This is a genomic window from Pedobacter psychrotolerans (genome assembly GCF_004340665.1).
Classification (GTDB): domain Bacteria; phylum Bacteroidota; class Bacteroidia; order Sphingobacteriales; family Sphingobacteriaceae; genus Pedobacter; species Pedobacter psychrotolerans.
Map to the genome: position 1 here is coordinate 1 of NZ_SLWO01000002.1, position 21,632 is coordinate 21,632.

Annotated in this window: 18 protein-coding genes; 13 read left to right on the forward strand and 5 right to left on the reverse strand. The window is 35.3% G+C overall.

The features are described from left to right. Positions 1-732 precede the first annotated feature (732 nt). The 10 genes from EV200_RS03925 (at position 733) to EV200_RS03970 (ending at position 11,884) form a co-directional block, all read left to right on the forward strand. Positions 733-1,677 (forward strand): outer membrane protein assembly factor BamD, encoded by a 945-nt coding sequence (locus EV200_RS03925; protein ID WP_132529520.1) that lies wholly within the window; start codon positions 733-735, stop codon positions 1,675-1,677. A 7-nt stretch (positions 1,678-1,684) separates the two neighbouring features. After that, the gene (locus tag EV200_RS03930) at positions 1,685-2,011 is read left to right on the forward strand and encodes a DNA-directed RNA polymerase subunit omega (RefSeq protein ID WP_132529521.1); all 327 of its coding nucleotides are present in this window, start codon (positions 1,685-1,687) and stop codon (positions 2,009-2,011) included. 64 nt (positions 2,012-2,075) lie between these two features. Continuing rightward, positions 2,076-3,272, forward strand: coding sequence for a bifunctional phosphopantothenoylcysteine decarboxylase/phosphopantothenate--cysteine ligase CoaBC (gene coaBC, locus EV200_RS03935; RefSeq protein WP_132529522.1), 1,197 nt, complete (start codon positions 2,076-2,078; stop codon positions 3,270-3,272). Beyond that, positions 3,272-4,159: a type IX secretion system protein PorD gene (porD, locus tag EV200_RS03940; RefSeq protein WP_229676760.1), complete on the forward strand. Its 888-nt coding sequence runs from the start codon at positions 3,272-3,274 to the stop codon at positions 4,157-4,159. The genes coaBC and porD overlap by 1 nt, the downstream gene beginning before the upstream one ends. 293 nt (positions 4,160-4,452) lie before the next feature. Beyond that, a complete protein-coding gene (locus tag EV200_RS03945) occupies positions 4,453-4,824 on the forward strand; it encodes a BlaI/MecI/CopY family transcriptional regulator (RefSeq protein WP_132529523.1) in 372 nt (123 codons plus the stop codon). 90 nt (positions 4,825-4,914) lie between these two features. Then, positions 4,915-6,774 carry a M56 family metallopeptidase gene (locus tag EV200_RS03950; RefSeq protein WP_132529524.1) on the forward strand — a complete coding sequence of 620 codons (1,860 nt, stop codon included), beginning with the start codon at positions 4,915-4,917 and terminating at the stop codon, positions 6,772-6,774. A gap of 96 nt (positions 6,775-6,870) precedes the next feature. After that, positions 6,871-8,523, forward strand: coding sequence for a DNA repair protein RecN (recN, locus tag EV200_RS03955; RefSeq protein ID WP_132529525.1), 1,653 nt, complete (start codon positions 6,871-6,873; stop codon positions 8,521-8,523). An 81-nt stretch (positions 8,524-8,604) separates the two neighbouring features. Further along, a complete protein-coding gene (locus EV200_RS03960; protein WP_132529526.1) occupies positions 8,605-9,837 on the forward strand; it encodes a carboxypeptidase-like regulatory domain-containing protein in 1,233 nt (410 codons plus the stop codon). A 68-nt stretch (positions 9,838-9,905) separates the two neighbouring features. Then, on the forward strand, positions 9,906-10,973 hold the full coding sequence (locus EV200_RS03965; protein ID WP_132529527.1) for a PA0069 family radical SAM protein: 1,068 nt from the start codon (positions 9,906-9,908) through the stop codon (positions 10,971-10,973). A 38-nt stretch (positions 10,974-11,011) separates the two neighbouring features. Further along, positions 11,012-11,884, forward strand: coding sequence for an ATP-grasp domain-containing protein (locus EV200_RS03970; protein WP_132529528.1), 873 nt, complete (start codon positions 11,012-11,014; stop codon positions 11,882-11,884). Positions 11,885-11,958: 74 nt separating this feature from the next. Here EV200_RS03970 and EV200_RS03975 read toward each other — a convergent pair whose 3' ends face one another. Together EV200_RS03975 and EV200_RS03980 are read right to left on the reverse strand one after the other, a co-directional pair. Then, entirely contained in the window at positions 11,959-12,564 is a 606-nt protein-coding gene (locus EV200_RS03975) for a hypothetical protein (RefSeq protein WP_132529529.1), read from the reverse strand. 368 nt (positions 12,565-12,932) lie between these two features. Continuing rightward, positions 12,933-15,485: an ATP-dependent Clp protease ATP-binding subunit gene (locus EV200_RS03980; RefSeq protein WP_132529530.1), complete on the reverse strand. Its 2,553-nt coding sequence runs from the start codon at positions 15,483-15,485 to the stop codon at positions 12,933-12,935. A 633-nt stretch (positions 15,486-16,118) separates the two neighbouring features. Here EV200_RS03980 and EV200_RS03985 point away from each other — a divergent pair. From EV200_RS03985 to ettA, 3 genes are all read left to right on the forward strand, one after another. After that, positions 16,119-16,439, forward strand: coding sequence for a hypothetical protein (locus EV200_RS03985; protein WP_132529531.1), 321 nt, complete (start codon positions 16,119-16,121; stop codon positions 16,437-16,439). Between the two features lie 54 nt (positions 16,440-16,493). Then, positions 16,494-18,017, forward strand: coding sequence for a DUF4394 domain-containing protein (locus EV200_RS03990; RefSeq protein WP_132529532.1), 1,524 nt, complete (start codon positions 16,494-16,496; stop codon positions 18,015-18,017). Between the two features lie 117 nt (positions 18,018-18,134). Next, on the forward strand, positions 18,135-19,814 hold the full coding sequence (ettA, locus tag EV200_RS03995; protein ID WP_132529533.1) for an energy-dependent translational throttle protein EttA: 1,680 nt from the start codon (positions 18,135-18,137) through the stop codon (positions 19,812-19,814). Positions 19,815-19,912: 98 nt separating this feature from the next. Here ettA and EV200_RS04000 read toward each other — a convergent pair whose 3' ends face one another. From EV200_RS04000 to EV200_RS04010, 3 genes are all read right to left on the reverse strand, one after another. Further along, complete coding sequence (locus tag EV200_RS04000; RefSeq protein ID WP_132529534.1) at positions 19,913-20,308, reverse strand: hypothetical protein; 396 nt, start codon at positions 20,306-20,308, stop codon at positions 19,913-19,915. A gap of 18 nt (positions 20,309-20,326) precedes the next feature. After that, on the reverse strand, positions 20,327-20,674 hold the full coding sequence (locus EV200_RS04005) for a hypothetical protein (RefSeq protein ID WP_132529535.1): 348 nt from the start codon (positions 20,672-20,674) through the stop codon (positions 20,327-20,329). 203 nt (positions 20,675-20,877) lie between these two features. Further along, complete coding sequence (locus EV200_RS04010; protein ID WP_132529536.1) at positions 20,878-21,612, reverse strand: GDSL-type esterase/lipase family protein; 735 nt, start codon at positions 21,610-21,612, stop codon at positions 20,878-20,880. Positions 21,613-21,632: the final 20 nt, after the last annotated feature.

Consider the following 21,632-nt stretch of genomic DNA (forward strand, 5'->3'; position numbering starts at 1 on the left):
CCAGCCTTTAAAACCAGCTCCCCGTTCTTTCCTAACCGGGATGCAAAGGTAATGATCTTTTTCATTTGAGCAAATTTTATTTGAAATAAATTTCAACCCTTTTATCCCCTCTCACCATCATTAACCCAGCTTTTCAATACATCCGTTTCCTCCGAAGCGGGATGCAAAGGTAGCAAAAATTAATACCTCTGCAAACCTATCAATACTCTTTTATCACCCAAAAGCATAAACCCCTGTCAATCATCACGAAAAAATCAAAATAAATAAAACATTTCAAAGCAAAAGGTGTTTGCGGGAGTTGTTAAGGGTATTGGGTAAATTGGTTTTCGACCATATAGGCATAGAGAACATATAGGCTATAGAGATAATATTAACCTTATTGGTGTAAAGAGGGATTATCAAAAATTTACAAAATATTCTGTCAAGTGATTTTAACCTTTACTTAAATAAATACTATACTATATATATATAAAGGTAGTCATTTAAACAAGGTTGAGTAGCATCCAGACATAATGACTTAATTGAGCATTTTTAAAATAGCAGGGCAATAATGCTGATTTAGGCTATAGAAGAAAATACTATTCTAATGTTACCTATTCCTATATATGTATAACTAATAACTTTATGTAATGTTAAAATTTGTTAACTATATATATGTACTGATTTGCTTTGCATAGCTTAGCGGCGAATTGTTTTTATTGATCTTATCGTATTATTAATTATCTTTGCAGAATGTTTAAAGTTAAACACTTAATTATTTTAGTATTTGTTGCCGCACTAGGCTTTGCTGGCTGTAAAAGTCGTTTCGAGAAATTGAGGGCAAGTAACGATGTAGCCAAAAAGTACCAGGAGGCACTTCGTTTATATAATAAAAGGGATTACAGTAAGGCATTGGTGCTTTTTGAAGATCTTTCTCAAAAATATCGCGGTCGTGCAGAAGCTGAAGATCTGAACTATTATTATGCTTATACTTTATATAGATTAAGTGATTACACCACTGCTAGATATCAATTTAAGAGTTTTGCAGATACCTATCCGGCAAGTAAAAACGCAGAGGAGGCCCGATATATGGGTGCCTATTGCTACTACCTGGAATCGCCAAGTTTTTCTTTAGACCAGGAAAACACTTATAAGGCAATTGATGCGCTTCAATTATTTATCAATTTATACCCTTCCAGCGACAGAGCTGCAGCCGCAGGAAAATACATTACAGATCTAAGAGGAAAACTTGAAGACAAAGCTTTTGAAAATGCTAAAATGTATTTAACTACAGGACCAAGTAATGTTGACAATTATAGGGCAGCAGTTATTGCTTTGAGAAATGCTCAACGCGATTATCCAGATATTAAATATGCTGAAGAAATGGATTACCTAATGATCAAGGCACAATACCTTTATGCTAAAAACAGTTATGTTATTCGTCAGCAAGATCGTTACAATGAAGCTTTAGCTTTATATACTGAATTTACAGAGAATCATCCTGATAGTAAATTTACAAAAGATGCTAAACTTGTAAAATCAGATGTTGAAGCAGGAATTGTAGCAACAAAACAGGAACTTGCATTATATGCAGCCGATCAGGAAAAATACAAGCAGATGCTGATCAGAACCGGTAAAGTTAAAGATACCGTTTCTACTAAACCAACTAACGCAGACATTACAGATATTAAAAATTAAGTAACACATGAATACTAACAAACCTGCTGTACCAAATACTACAGTTACCAGAAACGTACACGATTTAGATAAAACCACAGATAACTTATACGAATCTTTAGTGGTGATTGCTAAAAGAGCGAATCAAATCTCGAATAACGTGAAAGAAGAGTTACACGGTAAATTAGCAGAATTTGCATCAAGCAATGATAACCTGGAAGAGATTTTTGAAAATCGTGAGCAAATAGAGATCAGCAAGCATTATGAACGCATGCCTAAACCTGTTTTAGTTGCGATTGATGAATTTTTAAACCATAAAATTTATCACAGAAATCCTGCTAAAGAACAAAAGTAATATTAGCATAGTGCATGGAGTTTGTGCATATTGTACTTTGACTATGCTTTAAACGATTTGCTCGATGCTTAAAAATAAAAATATAATCCTTGGCGTTTGTGGGAGCATTGCTGCTTATAAATCGGCTTTTTTAGTCCGGTTATTAGTTAAAGCTGGTGCAAACGTTAAGGTTATTCTTACTCCTGATGGCGCAAATTTTATTACGCCCCTTACCCTTGCTACGCTTTCTAAAAATCCAGTTTATACGCAGTATTTCGAAAAAGAAACCGGCGTTTGGAGCAATCATGTAGAATTAGGCCTCTGGGCAGATTTAATCATCATTGCCCCTATCAGTGCAAATACCCTAGCCAAACTGGCGAACGGAAATTGCGATAACCTCCTCACTGCAGTATATCTTTCCGCAAAATGCCCTGTTTATGTAGCTCCCGCAATGGATTTAGATATGTGGAAACATGAAACTACACAAAACAATATTCAAAAAATTAAAACCATTGGCAATGCAGTAATTGAGCCAGGTAATGGAGAATTGGCTAGTGGGCTTTATGGTGCAGGCAGGATGGCTGAACCTGAAGAAATTGTTTCCTTCCTAAATAATGCCATTAAATATACCCTGCCTTTATTTGGTAAAAAAGTTATGGTTACCGCCGGTCCTACTTATGAGGCTATTGATCCAGTACGTTTTATAGGCAATCATTCTTCTGGCAAAATGGGCTTCGCAATGGCGGATGAACTCGCTAAATTAGGCGCAGACGTAACGCTAATTACAGGGCCTACAGCTCAAAAAGAAAACCAGACCTTATTGAGAATTGATGTTGTAAGTGCACAACAAATGCTGGAGGCCTGCACTTCGGTATTTTTCGAAGCAGATATTACAATCATGTGTGCAGCAGTTGCAGACTACCGTCCCAAAGAGATCGCCAATCAGAAAATCAAAAAACAAGCAGATAGCCTGGTTCTGGAATTAGAAAAAACCGTTGATATTTTAGCAACATTGGGAAGAAATAAAAAAGAGAATCAAATTTTGGTTGGTTTTGCTTTGGAAACCCATGATGAAGAAAATTATGCCAAAGGAAAGTTAGAGAAAAAAAACCTTGATTTAGTAGTGTTAAATTCGCTTAATGATAATGGTGCTGGTTTTAAATCAGATACCAATAAAATTACTATTTTTAACAAGGCATTAGAACGGACCGTTTTTGAAATGAAATCTAAAACGGAAGTGGCTAAAGATATTTGTATGGCTATTTTAAAAATCTCAAAATAATGAAAAGAATTCTGTGGATATTGTTATTGGCTGGCTTTGGTAAATTACAAGCCCAGGAATTAAATGCCAGAGTGACTATTTTAGCTCCACAGGTTTCTAACATCAGCAAGCCAACTATAGATGCACTCCAAAGAACCATCCGTGATTTTCTAAATAATAATAAATTCAGCACGGAGAGTTATAAGCCAACTGAAAGGATTGACTGCAGTTTCATCATCACCATAAATTCATGGGATGGCGGATCAGGGTATACTGCTGAGGCACAAATTCAAAGTAGCCGACCAGTTTTTAATAGCTCATACAATAGCACTTTATTAAATATGAGCGATAAAAACTTCGACTTTAGTTATAATGATGGTGCTACGATTGATTTTTCAGACCAGAACTATATCTCCAATATTAGTGCCCTCCTATCCTATTATGCGTACACGATTATTGGTTTGGATAAAGATAGTTTTGCCCGAACGGGTGGAACCACCTATTTTAAGAAAGCTCAAAACATTATTAACCTGGCACAAGCTTCGGGCAATGCCGGATGGAAAGCAGCAGATGGTTTAAGAAACAGGTTTTGGTTTAACGAAAACGTACTCAATCCAGTTTTCAGTGAACTTCGTGCTTTTATCTACAGTTATCACCTGAATGGTTTGGACCAATTAACCGATAATGACAGAGGCCTAACTGCGATTGTTGCGGCCTTGCCTGCCTTGCAGCAAATGGATAAACAGAAGTTAGGTTCAATTTTCCCCAATGTATACTTTGCTTCCAAAGCAGAGGAAGTTACAAATGTACTGGCCAAATTAAACATGCAAGAGCGCTTGAAGGCCTATAATATGCTAGCTGAGATAGATCCGGCAAACATTGGAAAATACGAAGGCTTAAAACAATAAGATAAGATGGCCATCTTGGATTGAACCAAAATACAACCATTCTTTAGAACGGGTGATAAAACTGTAACAATTCGTAAAACATCTTTCACTTTCATAACTCGTTTAATCATAATTAAGATCTACAAACGAATTTATTCTTTAGCTCTATACGTTTGGCTTTTATATTAAATAGTATTCTCCATTCATTAATGCACGTTTTTAAGATAAATTTCATCAATAATTAAAAAAACATTTTGTTAATACGAATATATTCGTAGATTTGAATACGAAATAGTTCGTACATCTTGTAACATATGATTAATAATAATATCAAACCAACTGAAGGCGAAATGGAAATTCTTCAAGTGCTGTGGCAAAATGGCCGGGCAACAGTAAGAGAGGTACATGAAGCGCTAAATAAAAAAGATTCTGGCTATACAACTACTTTGAAGTTGATGCAGATCATGCATGAAAAAGGATTAGTAGAAAGAGATACGAACCAGAAGACACACATTTATAAAGCTTTGGTTAATCAAGATAAAACAGAAAAGCATTTAGTAAATAAAATGATTAATAATGTTTTTAATGGATCAGCTGCACGCCTCGTTATGCAGGCATTGGGCAATCATAAAGCAAGCGCTGATGAAATTGAGGAGATTAAGAAATATTTAGATAGCCTTAAGTAAGCATTAGTCATTAGTCATTAGTCATTAGTCATTAGTGACAACAACTAGGTTATAAATTAAGATCATAATTTGTTTAAATAAACCATTGATATGGAACCTTTAGTACAACAATTTATCAAAGCATTTGGCTGGAGCATTTTAAACTCACTTTGGCAAAGTGCCATCATCTATGGTATTCTATTCGTAGTGATGTTAACTTTACCAAAATTGGCTTCGAAACACAAGCATAATATTGCTTTTTTTTCTGTGGTTTTAATGTTTATTTCGTTTAGCTATAATTTGGGCGAACAACTCATGCTCAATAAACCAAATCATCATGCTGTTGGTCAGATTCAACAAATGCAATTCAATCAATATTTAAATGATTTGCCACAATCCTTCAGTAGTAAAGCAGAACACTACTTTCCGATAATCGTTGTCCTTTACATTATCGGCATCTTATTTCAGTTATTCATAATCGCAAAAGGATACTATAGGCTTTCTATACTTAAAAAGGAAAGTTTAAGCGTTATTCCTGAAGATTGGAAGTTAATATTTCAACATATCAAATCTTCATTAGGAATTCAAAAAGAGATCCGATTTGATTTATCCTCGATAGTAAATGTTCCTCTAGTGATTGGCTATTTAAAACCAGTAGTATTATTCCCAATCGCATTGGTTAATCAATTGGATCATGATCAGGTAGAGGCGATTTTAATTCATGAACTGTCTCATATCAGAAGAAATGATTTTTTGCTGAATCTAATCAAAACGGCAATTGAAACGCTCCTCTTTTACAATCCTTTTGTTTGGATGGCAGGAAAGTTTATTCATATTGAACGTGAACATGCCTGCGACGATTTAGTCGTAAAAATAACGGGCAAGCCTTTAAATTATGCTCATGCCTTACTCAAACTTGAATTACTTAAAGATAATAAAAGCCCGGCTTATGCTTTAGCAGCCACTGGTCAAAATCAAAATTTGTATCAACGCATAAAAAGAATCACCAACATGAAAACAAATTATTTAAATGCCAAACAACAAATGGCGGCTTTAACGCTGGGTGTAGCCTGCCTATTTTCCATTGCATGGATTAATCCAAGTGAAAAAAAGAAAGAAATTAATAAAGTGCTGAAGACGCAAATGGCTAGCCTAAGCCAGGCTATCGAAAACCTTACGATGCCTCAGGATACCACGAAAAAGCGTAAAATGAAAATTGTAACCGTTGATGCAAATGGGAAAAGAACTGAATATAATTCAATTAAAGAGATACCTGATAGTCTGAAAAAAAGCATCTATGCCGATGAATTTGCAGGTGTTAGAAATATACTCAGCTTAAATAGAGATAGTGCATTTACTTATGGAGATTCTACTTTTAGAGTTAAACTATATAAAGAATTCCAATCACCTGAAGCACAAGCGAAGTGGAGAAAATTTGGAGATGATATAGCTCATGAATATAGCTCGCCACAGGCAAAAGCAAAATGGAAAAAGATGGGTGAAGAAATGCAAAAGAAAATGAATTCTCCGGAACAACAGGCAAAATGGAAAAAATTTGCTGAGGATACACAAAGAGAATATGGATCGCCTGAAGCCCAAGCGAAGTGGAAAAAAATGGGCGAAGATATAGCCCTTAAAATGAACTCTCCTGAAGAGCAAGCCAAATGGAAAAAATTTGGTGAAGATATAGCTAAAGAATATGGATCACCAGAAGCACAGGAAAAGTGGCGAAAAATGGGTGAAGAAATGGTTTCAAAAATGAATATCAATGTATTTAATGCCGATTCATTAACCAAAGGCAGAAGTATGGTTTTTACTAATGGTTCATTATTTTATTTAGACGATCAAACCAATGGTAAAGTAAAGCAAACTGAAGAATATAAAAAGCTGAAAGAAAAGTTCGATAAAGAGGTTAAAGATTTAAAGGATAAAATAGAAAAGGAAAAATCAGAAAAACCTAAAACAAACTAACCAAACAAACAATGGCAAAACAGCGAAGAATAATCTTCGCTGTTTTTGTTTTGAATGGCTTGCTTGAAATAACTTTTTAGTATTTTCGCTGTAGTTATGCTACAAAAAATTTCTATACGTAATTACGCATTAATTGATAGTCTTGACATTGAATTTGATAAAGGCTTAAACATTATCACAGGAGAAACAGGTGCCGGAAAATCAATTATATTAGGTGCTCTTTCACTCATTTTAGGGCAAAGGGCAGAAAGTAAGTACTTTTTCAGTCAAGATAAAAAGTGTGTGATAGAAGGTAATTTTGTACTGGCAGATCAAAAATTATTGGAAATCTTCGAAGAGAATGATCTTGATTTTTCAAATGAGACAATTCTTCGCCGTGAAATATCAATTGATGGGAAGACACGATCATTCATCAATGATACACCTGTCAATCTTTCCATATTAAAACAAATCGGTGAGAGGCTAATTGATATTCACTCTCAGCATGCTACACAAGAAATTAATGATGCCGATTTTCAACTCCTTACTGTAGATGCACTTGCCAACCATCAATCTCTACTATTCGACTATAGAAATGGCTTTAAGCGACTGAAACAGGAAAGTAATCGATTAAAAAACTTGATTAATAATGCCGCTGAAGCACGAAGCAAACAAGATTACGAACAATTCTTATTTAACGAACTGGAGCAGGCGAATTTAAAAGAAGGGGAACAGGAAGAACTGGAATTAGAGTTGGAGCGCCTAACGCATGCAGAAACGATTAAAAGAGCTTTACTTACCTCTGCCGGACTATTGAATGAAGGTGAGCCTTCAGGTTTGCAAATGCTGAAAGAAGCTTCTTTGCAATTACAGGGTATTGAGAAATTCGACCCCGCCATTAATATCCTATTCGAGCGTCTGCGATCTTCTATTATTGAAATTAAAGATATTGCAGATGAACTCTCTACCATGGAAGAGAATACTTTGCACAGTGCAGATCGTTTAGAAATCATTAATCAGCGGTTAGATTTATTTTATTCTTTACAGCAGAAACACCGGGTAGCCAGTAATACCGAATTATTGGAAATGCAAATGCAGCTGGAGAAAAACCTTAATCAGCTTCTATCATCTGATGAAAACATTGAAAGTTTACAAAAAGAAATTGACGGGCTAAAAAAAGAGCTGAACAAACAAGCTGATCAATTAAGTGCCAATCGCAAAAAAGCAATTAAAATAGTAGAACTGGAAACGGGCAATACTTTAAGAAAAGTGGGCATGCCTAATGCAAAATTAGTGCTTGATCAAAAGAAATTGACTGAATTAAATAAGGATGGCCTGGATGAAATCAATTTATTATTTAGTGCCAACGCCGGACAATCACCTGCACCTGTTAACAAAGTAGCTTCCGGAGGAGAACTTTCACGGCTTATGCTGGCTATAAAAGCCTTATTGGCTAAACATACCTCCTTGCCCACCATTATTTTTGATGAGATTGATACTGGGATTTCAGGTGAAACAGCTTTAAAAGTTGGTGAAGTAATATCAGCATTAGGTGAGAATATGCAAGTGATTTCTATTACCCACTTACCACAAATTGCAGCGAAAGGTCAATCCCATTATTTCGTTTATAAAAACGATGAAAAAGGAAAAACCACAACCGGAATCAGAAAACTGAAACAGGAAGAAAGAGTAGGCATTATTGCCGAAATGTTAAGTGGTAAAAATCCTGGATCTTCAGCAATAGAAAATGCAAAAGAATTGTTGGGATAGTTCCGGGTTGTAAATCGTTAAAAATGTTAAAATAGTGTTCTGATATAGGCAATATTATTGCTTTTGTTTACATTCGCTTCTATGATCAAAAGCTTGTTGGCAACGCTTATATTCTTATTTGCCTGTACTCACGTCATCGCTCAAAATACTTTTACGATTAGTGGTATTGTTAGAGATCATAAAGATGGTTTACCAGGTGCTAGTATTTATTTAAGTGGCTATAAAATTGCAACTGTTGCAGATAATAACGGGAGGTTTAAACTTTCTAATTTAAAACCAGGTAGTTATGATTTGTTGGTTCAGATTGTAGGCTACCTCCCCTACTCCAAAAGCGTGATTATCTCTGATCAATCTGTCCAGGTTGACCTGGTTTTAAAAGAAAATGTGGCTCAACTTGATGAAGTAACTGTTCGTGCTGATCCTAACCGTCAAAAATACATTAACCAGTTTAAAGAATTTTTCATCGGGAAAACGCCAAATGCTTTACAATGCAAAATACTGAATCCACAAGTTTTAAATGTTGATTTCGACATCACCAAGAGTACACTTACCGTATCTACAACCGAATTTCTGGTGGTAGAAAATAAGGCATTAGGCTATCGTTTAAAGTATATGCTGGATCATTTTGAATATAATTCTAGGACGCATATTATTTATTATTCAGGTCATCCTTTTTTTGAAGAACTGAAAGCTTCTGCAGCTAAAAAGAAAAAATACATCGCCGCCAGAGAAATTGCCTATTATGGATCATCGCAACATTTCTTTAGATCGCTCTATGCAAATAAAACTAAGGAAGAAGGTTTTATCATCAATAAAATGATTAAAATACCCAACCCGAATCGTTATCCTGAATACGTAATTAATACCAATCTTGAAAAGATAAAAATACTTGCCGAAAAAACGGGTATTAGAAAAAATGCCGGCAAAATAGATACCGCCTTATTATCCTTTTGGACTAAGCAGAGGGAAATGCCGAGAACTATCGATAAATTTTCGAGAGCCGAAGTGCTAACAGATACTTTGGTGCATCCTTTTAATGAAAACCTGAAATACATCAGCTATACTGATGCACTGCTCATTCAATACACCAAAGAAAAAGAATCATTAGCCTATTCCAAAACAGGCTTCTGGATTTTTAGACCGCTTGATGTTCCTGAAAATGAGATTTCTGTAGCTAACTTAATGGGCGAAGGCGTACGTTTTTATGAGAATGGCGGCATTTACGATTCAAGATCTTTGCTTTTTGAAGGTTACTGGGCCTATGAAAAGGTGGCAGACATGGTGCCGATGGACTATATTCCGCTGCAAAAGTAGCCTCTTTAATAACTAACATTTTCTCCACAACAGGATTAAATTACTAATATTTTTAGTAATTTTAGACTATGTCTGATGAGGAAGAAAAACAATATTTTAAAGGTAGAGGTGCTCAGCTTAATCCACATAACAAATTTTTAAAGGATGTTTATGTGAAAGAGCATGAGGAAGGAATTGACGATTGGGAAGAAACTGATCGTAAAACTTCATTCATTTTTGAAAATTCAAAAACCATCGTTAATAAGGTAGATAGTCCGGATGTTGGAATGGCCTATTCTCTAAATCCCTATCAAGGCTGTGAACATGGCTGTACTTATTGTTATGCCCGTAATTCTCATCAATATTGGGGCTACAGTGCGGGATTAGAATTTGAAAGGAAGATCATTGTAAAAAAGGATGCTCCTGCCCTATTTAAAAAATTTCTCGAAAAGAAAGGATGGGATGCGTCTACCATTTCATTATCTGGCAATACAGATTGTTATCAACCCGCAGAACGAAAGTTTAAACTGACCAGGCAGCTGCTTGAAATTGCTTTGGAATATAAGCAGCCCATTGGCATGATTACTAAAAATTCATTAATTTTAAGAGATCAGGATCTCTTGCAGGAAATGGCCAGACATAATCTATGTATGGTGTATGTGTCTATTAACAGTTTGAATGAGGATTTGCGCCAGGTGATGGAACCGAGAACCACTACAGCAAAACAGCGTTTTAAAGTAGTAGAACAATTAAGCAAAGTGGGAATACCTGTTGGTGTAATGGTGGCCCCACTTATTCCCGGATTAAGTGATCATGAAATTCCGAAAATATTAAAATCTGTAGCAGATGCTGGCGCAATCAAAGCCGGTTATACTATTGTAAGACTAAATGGATCTATTGCGCAGATATTTGAAGATTGGCTACATAAAAATTTTCCTGATCGTTTTGAGAAAGTCTGGCACATGATCCAGAGTTGCCACGGCGGTAACGTAAACGATAGCAGATTTGGTGATCGGATGCGTGGAGATGGGAATATTGCAAAAATGATAAAAGACAATTTTAAGCTACATTGCAGACTAAACGGCCTCAATACAAACGAAATTATTCTTGATCATTCGTTATTTAAAGTACCTAGTGATCAAATGTCTTTGTTTTAATTTTTCTGCTATTTAATGATATAAATTTAATTTTGAAAATGAATATTTCATTAGTAACTTATCATGATCAAGGCGCTTATGATAGCCAAACCGTTGAGACAGAAGACGAGCGTCTTTTAGTTTTTCTTCAAGCTAAAGGTTTAAATATTGAGCTGGTGATTTGGAATGATCCCCTGATAAATTGGGAAAATTACCAATTGGCTATACTCAAATCTCCTTGGGATTATTTTGATTTAATTGATGATTTTCATACCTGGCTTGATCAACTGGAAAAAAAAGGGGTAAAACTGCTTAATCCAATTGATATTGTTAGATGGAATACAGACAAACAATACTTAAAAGAAATAGAAAATGCGGGGCTACCCATTACACCATGTGTATTTGTAAATAAAGAAGTAAAAATAAATCTAGAAGATTTCTTCGGCATTTTAAACACAGATAGACTAATTGTAAAACCTTGCGTAAGTGGCGGAGCTAAAAATACATTTAGTGTTACAGTAGACAATGTAAAGGAGATAAATAAGGAACTCCATCATTTAATTCAAAAGGAGAACTTTATTATTCAGCCTTTTTTAAAAGAAATTATTGAAAACGGGGAGTGGTCATTCATTTTTTTTAATGGCGTTTATAGCCATAGCCTGATAAAAAAAGCGAAAGCAGGTGACTTTAGGGTACAGCCTGCGCACGGAGGCTCGGTTCATCCTCAGAATCCCAATCAAGAAATGATTGATACTGCATCTAAATACGTTAAACTTTTTGCTAAAAATTGTCTTTATGCTCGAGTAGACGGAACTTTTGTAAACGATAAGTTTTTGTTGATGGAACTGGAATTGATTGAACCATTCCTATTTTTAAATACAGATCTTCAAAACTATGATAGATATTATAATGCTTTGAAAGAACTAATTTAATTAAGTTGCTATAAGAATACAGTTAACACAGCCAGAAGATTCCATGGCTATACCTAACTTCATTAATTATCGTGTTATTTACTTAACTGAGTTTTAGTATCCTTTTCTAAAATCTCGCAATAGAAATCCCAGTCGATTTTTGGTTGTTTCCATTTTGCCAAGCTTAATTCAATTGATGCCGTATTTTGATCATCTTTTGAAAATTTATTGATATTGTTAATGGTATTTTTTATATTTTTCAATACGGAGAAAAACTGACGATCGTTATTAAACGCTAAAGAGGTATTCTTTTCACCACTTAAATACTCTTGATTAGAACGCTCACAGTAAGCAAATTGCATCTTATCTAATATCATCAAACGCTCATTAATCGTATTTAGCGCTGCTTTTGATAAAACTATCTCTTGTATGGCTACGATGGTTTTATCTTTAACAATAAAATTTAAACCTTCTACATTGATCGTATGTGAACCTGTTTGATTGAAGATATATCTTGATTGAGGTAAAATCGCAGTTTTAATTGTGCGAGATTTAATCAGCGATTTATTAAAATTTGTCCGTGCATCGGCAAGTTTCTGAATAGAAACATAGCTGTTGGCAGCTAAAAGATTACTTTGTGCTCTTAAATTTATTGATTTAGTTAATAAAAATATGAACAAAAGAGCATATGTGGTTCTCATGCCGCAAATATAAAATTAAAAACAAATAAAACGCTTTATTTTGTATGGCAACTCATACACATTGTTTATGTTTTTAATTAATTCATGTTGATATAGATCAATAAATGCCTTACATCACCATTTATTATTTTTAATATGAAATCGAATATAAAAATTGAATGACACTATAAACCTACAGCATTATCCTTTCTATTTAAACAAATTATTGGTTGTGATAAGAGATTAATGAAATCAAATAGAAATTATTCTTGTGCATTGGGGTTGAATATTCAACTAAATATTTAATGGGGATCGTTTTCTCACCAAAGCCTTAGTTATACTGCTATATGAAACAAAAAAACTCCTGATTTTCATCAGGAGTTTTAAAATTATTTACTTGAAGAATCTTCTTCTTTTTTAGGCTCTTCTTTTTTCTTTTCGCCTTTTTTATGATTAATCGAAATTAATTCTGTGGTTTTATCATAATCAATTTCTAATATATCACCTTCAGTTAATTCACCTTTAAGAATTTCTTCTGCAATTGGATCTTCAAGGTATTTCTGAATCGCACGTTTTAGAGGACGGGCACCAAAATTACTATCAAAACCTTTCTCTGCGATATAATCCTTTGCATTTTCTGTTAATGCAATTTCATAACCTAAGGTATGAACTCTGCCGAATAAAGCTTTTAGTTCAATATCGATAATTCTGAAGATTTCGTCTTTACCTAAACTGTTAAACACTACTACATCATCAACACGGTTTAAAAATTCTGGAGCGAAAGCACGTTTTAGGGCACTTTCAATTACACCACGACTGTGAGATTCTGCCTGATTTGTTTTAGCTGATGTTGAGAAACCAACACCTTGGCCAAAGTCTTTTAACTGACGGGCACCAATATTTGAGGTCATGATGATGATTGTATTTCTAAAATCAACTTTACGACCTAAACTATCTGTTAACTGACCTTCATCTAAAACTTGTAATAAGATGTTAAATACATCCGGATGCGCTTTTTCAATCTCATCTAACAAGATTACTGCATATGGCTTTCTTCTAACTTTCTCCGTTAATTGTCCACCCTCTTCATAACCTACATATCCCGGAGGCGCTCCAACTAAACGTGAAACAGCAAATTTCTCCATGTATTCACTCATGTCAATTTGAATTAGTGAATCATCACTATCAAACATAAAACGAGCCAGTTCTTTTGCTAATTCTGTTTTACCAACTCCAGTTGGGCCTAAGAAAATAAAGGAACCGATTGGTTTTTTAGGATCTTTCAATCCAGCTCTTGTACGTTGAATGGCTTTAGTCAGTTTCTTAATGGCATCATCCTGACCAATAATTTTCTCTGCAACCTTATCGTACATATTCAATAGCTTAACACTATCTGTTTGTCCGACACGCTGAACAGGGATCCCAGTCATCATTGCCACTACTTCCGCCACATTATCTTCTGAAACTTCATAACGTTTGGTTTTAGTTTCAGCTTCCCATTCTGCTTTGGCCTTATCTAATTCTTCAATTAAATTTTTCTCTGTATCTCGAAGTTTTGCAGCTTCTTCATACTTCTGGCTTCGAACAACTTTGTTTTTCTCTAACTTGATATCTTCAATTTTGGCTTCAATATCAATAATGTTCTGAGGTACATGAATATTGGTTAAATGCACTCTTGAACCCGCTTCATCTAAAGCATCGATTGCTTTATCCGGAAGGAAACGATCTGAAATATACCTTGAAGTTAAAGTAACACAAGCTAAAATTGCTTCGTCTGTATAAGTAACACCGTGGTGTTCTTCATATTTGTCTTTAATTCTGGTTAAAATTTCAACAGTTTCATCAGGAGTAGCTGGCTCAACCATTACTTTCTGGAAACGACGATCTAAAGCACCATCTTTCTCAATGTACTGACGATATTCATCTAAGGTGGTAGCACCAATACATTGAATTTCGCCTCTTGCTAAGGCCGGTTTAAACATATTTGAAGCATCAAGTGAACCTGATGCACCGCCAGCGCCTACAATCGTGTGGATCTCATCAATAAAAAGGATGACATCTGTAGATTTCTCCAGCTCATTCATTACCGCTTTCATTCGCTCTTCAAACTGTCCACGATATTTTGTGCCAGCCACTAAAGATGCCAGATCAAGTGTAACTACCCGTTTGCCAAAAAGCACACGCGAAACTTTGCGTTGAACAATCCGTAAAGCTAAACCTTCTGCAATAGCTGATTTACCTACACCTGGCTCTCCAATTAAAATTGGATTGTTCTTTTTTCTACGGGATAAAATTTGAGATACCCTTTCGATTTCCTTTTCACGTCCTACGATTGGATCTAAACGACCTTCTTCTGCAGCTTTGGTCAAATCACGACCGAAGTTATCCAGAACGGGTGTTTTAGATTTAATGTCGGAAACTTTTTTAGGTGTACTAAAGCTTTCTTCTTCACGATAATCATCATCTCCTCCAGTGGATGCACTGTTTGAGATATCATCTCTAAAACCATTTTTATTCACTTCAACCTCCTGTTTAAAAACATCATAGGTAACACCATATTGTAATAAGATTTGTGAGGCAATATTATCATCATCTCTTAAAACCGACAATAACAAATGCTCGGTACCAATTAAATCGCTTTTAAATATTTTAGCTTCTAAGTAAGTAATTTTTAAAACTTTTTCTGCCTGTTTTGTTAAAGGAATGTTACCTAAATTTACGGTAACACTCGAAGTACCGCGAACAGCATCTTCAATTGAGCGGCGCAATTTACCTGTATCAACTCCTAATGACCTTAAAATTTTAATAGCCATACCATCGCCTTCGCGGATGAGGCCTAATAATAAATGCTCGGTTCCAATGTAATCGTGCCCTAAACGGAGCGCTTCCTCCCTACTAAAAGAGATTACATCTTTAACCTGTGGTGAAAATTTTGCTTCCATAATACCTTTCTTAACAGCTACGTCCCTAAACTATAAAATAAATTATAAAAAGAGATAGTGCCGTTTTCTTTATTTTATCAACAATTGCGCCATGTGGGTAGATAAACAGCGTTTTAAACTATTGCGAACCCTAAAATTTATGTAAGAATATTGTTGCCTCCAGGAGGCGTATCCTGATATGTATCTACGTAATATATGTTTAAATGGTTTTAAAGTACTTTTAAATTAAGCACTTCTTAAACATTAAATCTTTGTCGGTTTAGTGTAAGGATTTTTCCGATAGGCGAAACTGACAAATTGTTTCTTTTAACTCATGCAATTTACAAGTTTTGACAGAAAAACAAAGCGTTGTGACATCCTTTTATAAATAATCGTCAAAATTATTTTTGAATTTAAAAATCAGCTTAAATCTACATGACTCTACGCAATAACCCGATTTAAAATGAATTTGTTTTAAAAAAGCAATTTCATCCCTATAAATAACATTTTCAAGCATTTACAGCATCATATGGACTTTTTCACCCTATTCATTTCTGTGCTTTCGAGCTAATTTCAATAGACCTGCCAAAATAATTTAAAACTGATTCCACGGCATTTACGTAAGTGGCTTTAAATCAGAAAAATTAGCTTTATATGTCTCCGTTTTACCAAAGGTTTTTCATTGTATTGATTCTGCTAACTGTTTTTACAGGCAGAATTTTTATAGGAGCTATGCCTTTAGCGAAAATCTCCAAAGAGATTTATAAAAATGAATCGGATGATCGTTCTGAAAAATCTGAGTCCACTGATAAACAAAATCAACTGAAAGAGCAAGATAAACCTGCCGACCTATTGTTTACAGGCATCAATAATTTTGACTTTGGATACTTTCTTGATTCAAAAAAATGCCAATTCTCTGGTAGATTTAATCTGGCTCATTGCCATCTTCAAATTCCTGAACAACCGCCTAAGTAGCATACTTCTAGTCTTATTTCAAAAAACTTATTCATTTATTAAACATTAAAAAACATGATTAAAATTAAACATTTAATCCTTGTAGCCCTTTGCGCTATAATGACGCCTATTGTCTTTTCTGCATGCAAAAAAGACAGAAACGTTAACCAGGAAGTACTTACTCCCGGGCCAGATGTAAACTTCTATGCATTATCTGCTGATAGTAAATTGCATTTGATTAATGCTAAAAACCCTTCTACTCTGATTTCTACAGTAAATATTTCTTGGTTACAAAACGGTGAGACGATTATGGGAATCGATTTCCGCCCGGCAACCGGACAACTTTATGGTTTAGGAAGTACCAGTCGTTTATACGTAATTGATCAAAAAACAGGAGCGGCCAGATCAATTTCTGCTGCACCATTCTCACCTGCATTGAGCGGGACAACTGCTGGTTTTGATTTTAACCCCACTGTTGATCGCATTCGCGTAGTCACCAATTCTGGACAAAATCTGCGTTTAAACCCAGAAACTGGTACAGTTGCCGCAACCGACGGGGCAATTAATGGCGTTACCAATGCTAAAGTTTCTTCAGTAGCTTACACACAAAATAAAGCTGGTGCTACTACAACAGTGCTTTTTGATATTGATGCTGCAACAGATAAATTATATAAACAAGATCCACCAAACGATGGAAAATTAGTGGAAGTGGGCAGCCTAGGTTTTGATATTGATGAAATGGGTGGTTTTGATATCAATCCTGATGGCACTGCGGCTCTAGCAGCATTAAGTGTGGGTGGTGTTTCAGGCTTGTATACTATTGATACCAATTCCGGTAAGGCAGCGAAAGTTGGCATTTTACCACTTAACATCACCGGTTTAGCCATTCCAACTGAAGCAGTAGCTTATGCAGTATCAAACAACAATGAATTATTAATTTTCAATCCATTAGCTACAACTCCTACCATCAGCGTTAAAAACATGAGTGGAATCCAGGCTGGTGAAAGTATTTTAGGTATTGATTTTCGTCCGCTGAACGGCCAGCTTTATGCATTAGGAAGCACGAGCCGGATTTATACAGTTAACACATCCAATGGCACAGCAGCTATGGTAGGCACGGCTCCTTTATCTACCTTATTAAGTGGAACACAATTTGGATTTGATTTCAATCCTACTGTAGATAGAATCAGGATTGTAAGTAATACGGGGCAGAATTTAAGGTTTAACCCAATTGATGGAAGTGTTATCGCCGACGGAAATCTTAATCCTTTATCTACTGGAATCACAGGTGCTGCTTATACCAATAATTTCTTTGGCGCAACTACTACTGTGTTGTTCGACGTTGATTCAAATAGTGATAAACTGGTTAGACAAGACAATCCTAATTTGGGCACTTTAGTAGAAATAGGTGCTTTAGGCATTAATGTAGAATCTAATAATGGTTTCGATATTGGTGGAACCAGTGGACTTGCTTATGGTTTATTTACGGTTGGTGGCGCACAGAGAATATATAGCATTAACCTCAATACAGGTGTTGCTACTGCTGGTGCAACAATTGCCAATTCAGCAAGAGGTTTTGCATTGGGTTTAGGGTTTTAATCTATACTAATTTTAGAAATGGCTACGGTGTAATGACTGTAGCCATTCTATACTATTTCTGATATAGACTTAAATTTTTGTTTCAAATTCAGCATCTTTGCAGAAATAAATCTCAATATGTCTGACGAAAAAATAATCTTTTCTATGGCGGGAGTAAATAAAATTTACCCCCCACAAAAACAGGTTTTAAAAAATATTTACCTCTCTTTCTTCTACGGTGCAAAAATCGGAGTAATCGGTTTAAACGGCTCCGGTAAATCATCCTTATTAAAAATTATTGCTGGTTTAGACAAAACTTACCAGGGTGAAGTCGTTTTTTCTCCAGGTTATTCCGTGGGCTATTTGGCTCAGGAGCCGATTCTTGATCCAGAAAAAACCGTTCGTGAAATAGTTGAAGAAGGTGTTGCGAACGTAATCGCAACCTTAAAAGAATACGAAGAAGTGAATGAGGCATTCGGATTAGAAGAAAATTATTCTGACCCGGATGCAATGGATAAACTCATGGCCAGGCAAGGCGAGCTGCAAGATAAAATTGATGCCATGGGTGCCTGGGAGCTTGATTCAAAATTGGAAAGAGCAATGGATGCCCTTCGTTGTCCTGATCCTGAAACTAAAATTGGTGTACTTTCTGGTGGAGAGCGCCGTAGAGTGGCCATGTGCCGTTTGTTACTACAAAAACCAGATGTACTTTTACTGGATGAGCCTACCAACCACTTGGATGCAGAAAGTATTGATTGGTTAGAACAGTTCTTGCAAAACTACGAAGGAACTGTTATTGCTGTAACACACGATAGGTATTTCTTAGATAATGTAGCCGGATGGATTTTAGAATTAGATCGTGGTGAAGGTATTCCATGGAAAGGAAATTACAGTAGCTGGTTAGAGCAGAAAGCCAAACGTTTATCACAAGAAGAAAAAACAGAAAGCAAACGTCAGAAGACACTAGAGCGTGAGTTGGAATGGGTACGTATGGCACCAAAAGCACGTCATGCAAAATCTAAGGCCCGTTTAGCAAACTATGATAAATTAGCTTCTGAGGATGGAAGAGAAAGAGAAGACAAACTGGAACTCTTTATACCGGCTGGCCCACGTTTAGGTAATGTAGTAATTGAAGCCACTAACGTAACCAAGGCTTATGGCGATAAAATCTTGTTTGATAACCTTAATTTCTCCCTACCTCCAGCAGGAATTGTTGGTATTATTGGTCCAAATGGTGCCGGTAAAACCACTTTATTTCGTTTGATTACTGGTCAGGAAGAAGCCGATGCAGGAACTTTCCGTGTAGGAGAAACCGTAGAACTGGGCTATGTAGATCAAATGCATAATGATTTAGATGCAGATAAGACGGTTTATGAAAACATTACCGATGGATTGGATAACATTCAACTGGGTACAAAAGCTGTAAATGGCCGTGCCTATGTTTCCAAATTCAACTTTAATGGCGGTGATCAACAGAAAAAAGTGGGTGTACTATCAGGTGGAGAACGGAATCGTGTTCACTTGGCTATTACTTTGAAGAAAGGTGCAAACGTACTTTTACTGGATGAGCCGACCAATGATATTGACGTGAATACACTACGTGCTTTGGAAGAAGCTTTAGAAAACTTCGGTGGTTGTGCAGTAGTGATTAGTCACGATAGATGGTTCTTAGATAGGATTTGTACACACATTCTGGCCTTTGAAGGTAACTCTGAAGTATATTTCTTTGAAGGAAATTATTCTGATTATGAAGAAAACCGCAAAAAACGTTTGGGTGATGTAACACCTAAACGAATCCGATATAAAAAATTAGACTAATAAAAAATCCCGATGAAAATCGGGATTTTTTATTTTAACAAGATTTAGCTTTGACAACCTTCCTTACATCCTACCGAAAGCTGTCAAAGCTTTTTTATTTACTGACCAACATAGGTTGGAGGGAACGGTGCAGGTTTTGGAGGTTGATTGGCTTTTCTTTTCCCTCTGAAAAATAAATATAAATTGATAAATAACATCAGTCCGAGGTAAATAGAAAACCCACCTATTTTGGTTCCTAAAGCCTCAACCAGGTGCTGGTAACTGCTTAAAGTAGTCGTAATTTTCATTATTAAAAGTGCAAAACCTATATTCAACAAATAAAATCCTGTTTCGAATAACTTATTGGTTGCATTTGCGATTTCTTCTCTTCCTTTAAAAATATCAAGCATGTAAATCTTACTATTTTTAAAGAGTGTTTTTGAAACATAAAATGTTAAGAAAAGCGCAACAGGTAAATAAATTGCATAGCCGATTAAAATTTTTGTAGTTTCCATGATCAAATTTTTAAGTTATTATTTAATTAATTTATGAATGGTATTGGTAAGCAAAAAAATATTTATATAGTGTAAAACTGAAAGGATACAGATAATTATGGCCAATTTCAACGCCAAAACTTCTAGTAACTGCAAGGGAGAAGTAATGGTTTCCCACCCAATTAACGTCATGGCGCAATAGCCGATATTCACCAGATAATAAGAAACTAAAAGCGATTGATTAATCTGCTGACATAACTCCAAATGATCGGGAATTAGCGCTGCAACAAAAATATTTCCATTACGGTAACATATTTTCCCTACTACCACTATTATAAATACGATAATGGAAATAAAAATGCTGTATCCAAGGATATTGTAATTCATAACGCCATCATTTAATTACATAGAATTATTAAACTTTCAGGAAAAATTGAAAAATATAAATAAAAAATTTTAGACTTTTAGATCTTCTTTCAACTGTTTCGCTTTGCTGATGTAAAAATAACTAAATGTTATTGAATTTTCAAATATTATTGAAAGTTTTATTAAAAAAATACCCACAAGTTAAATTGTAGGTATTTAGGTTATCATTTTCTTTTTAAAGCCTCATTAATGGCTTTATCTGTTACTGTTTCCATGATCTTATATCCTGCTAAATTTGGATGGACTCCATCAACCGTTAATTCTTCTCGTTGCCCTTTTTTATCATCGACTAATGGTGTCCAATAATCAAGAATCGTAAACTTATTTTCTCGTGCATAACCCTCGATCAGCTGATTCAGTGCTACAATTTTCTCTGCTGGATGAATGTCTTTGTTCCAGGGATAGGCATAAATAGGCAGGTATTTACAAAGGATTACTTTAATATCATGAAGTTTTGCCAGCTCCGACATTGATTTAATATTATCCATGATTTTATCGTTGGTAACGTGGCCAGTATTTCCTGCTATATCATTACTGCCAGCTAAAATAATCACGGCTCCGGGTTTCAAATTAATGACGTCCTGCCTGAAACGCACAAGCAACTGCGGAGAAATCTGTCCACTTATTCCTCTGCAGATATATGGATTCTTGCTAAAATATTCCGGCCTTTTTTGTTTCCAAAATTCAAATGTAGAACTGCCTAAAAAAACGACACTATTTTCTTTTATGCCTTGAGACCGCAAAAGATCATTTTCTTTTTGATACTTACTTAGTGCAGCCCAGTCATCGGCAAAGTTTTCCTTTTTAGATTGATCTTTTACAACATCAATCTTTGAACCTGGGTTAAAAAATTGGCTGGTAGAAATGAATAGACTGAGGAATAGTATGGTACTTTTCATAATTATTTAGATTGAAGCAT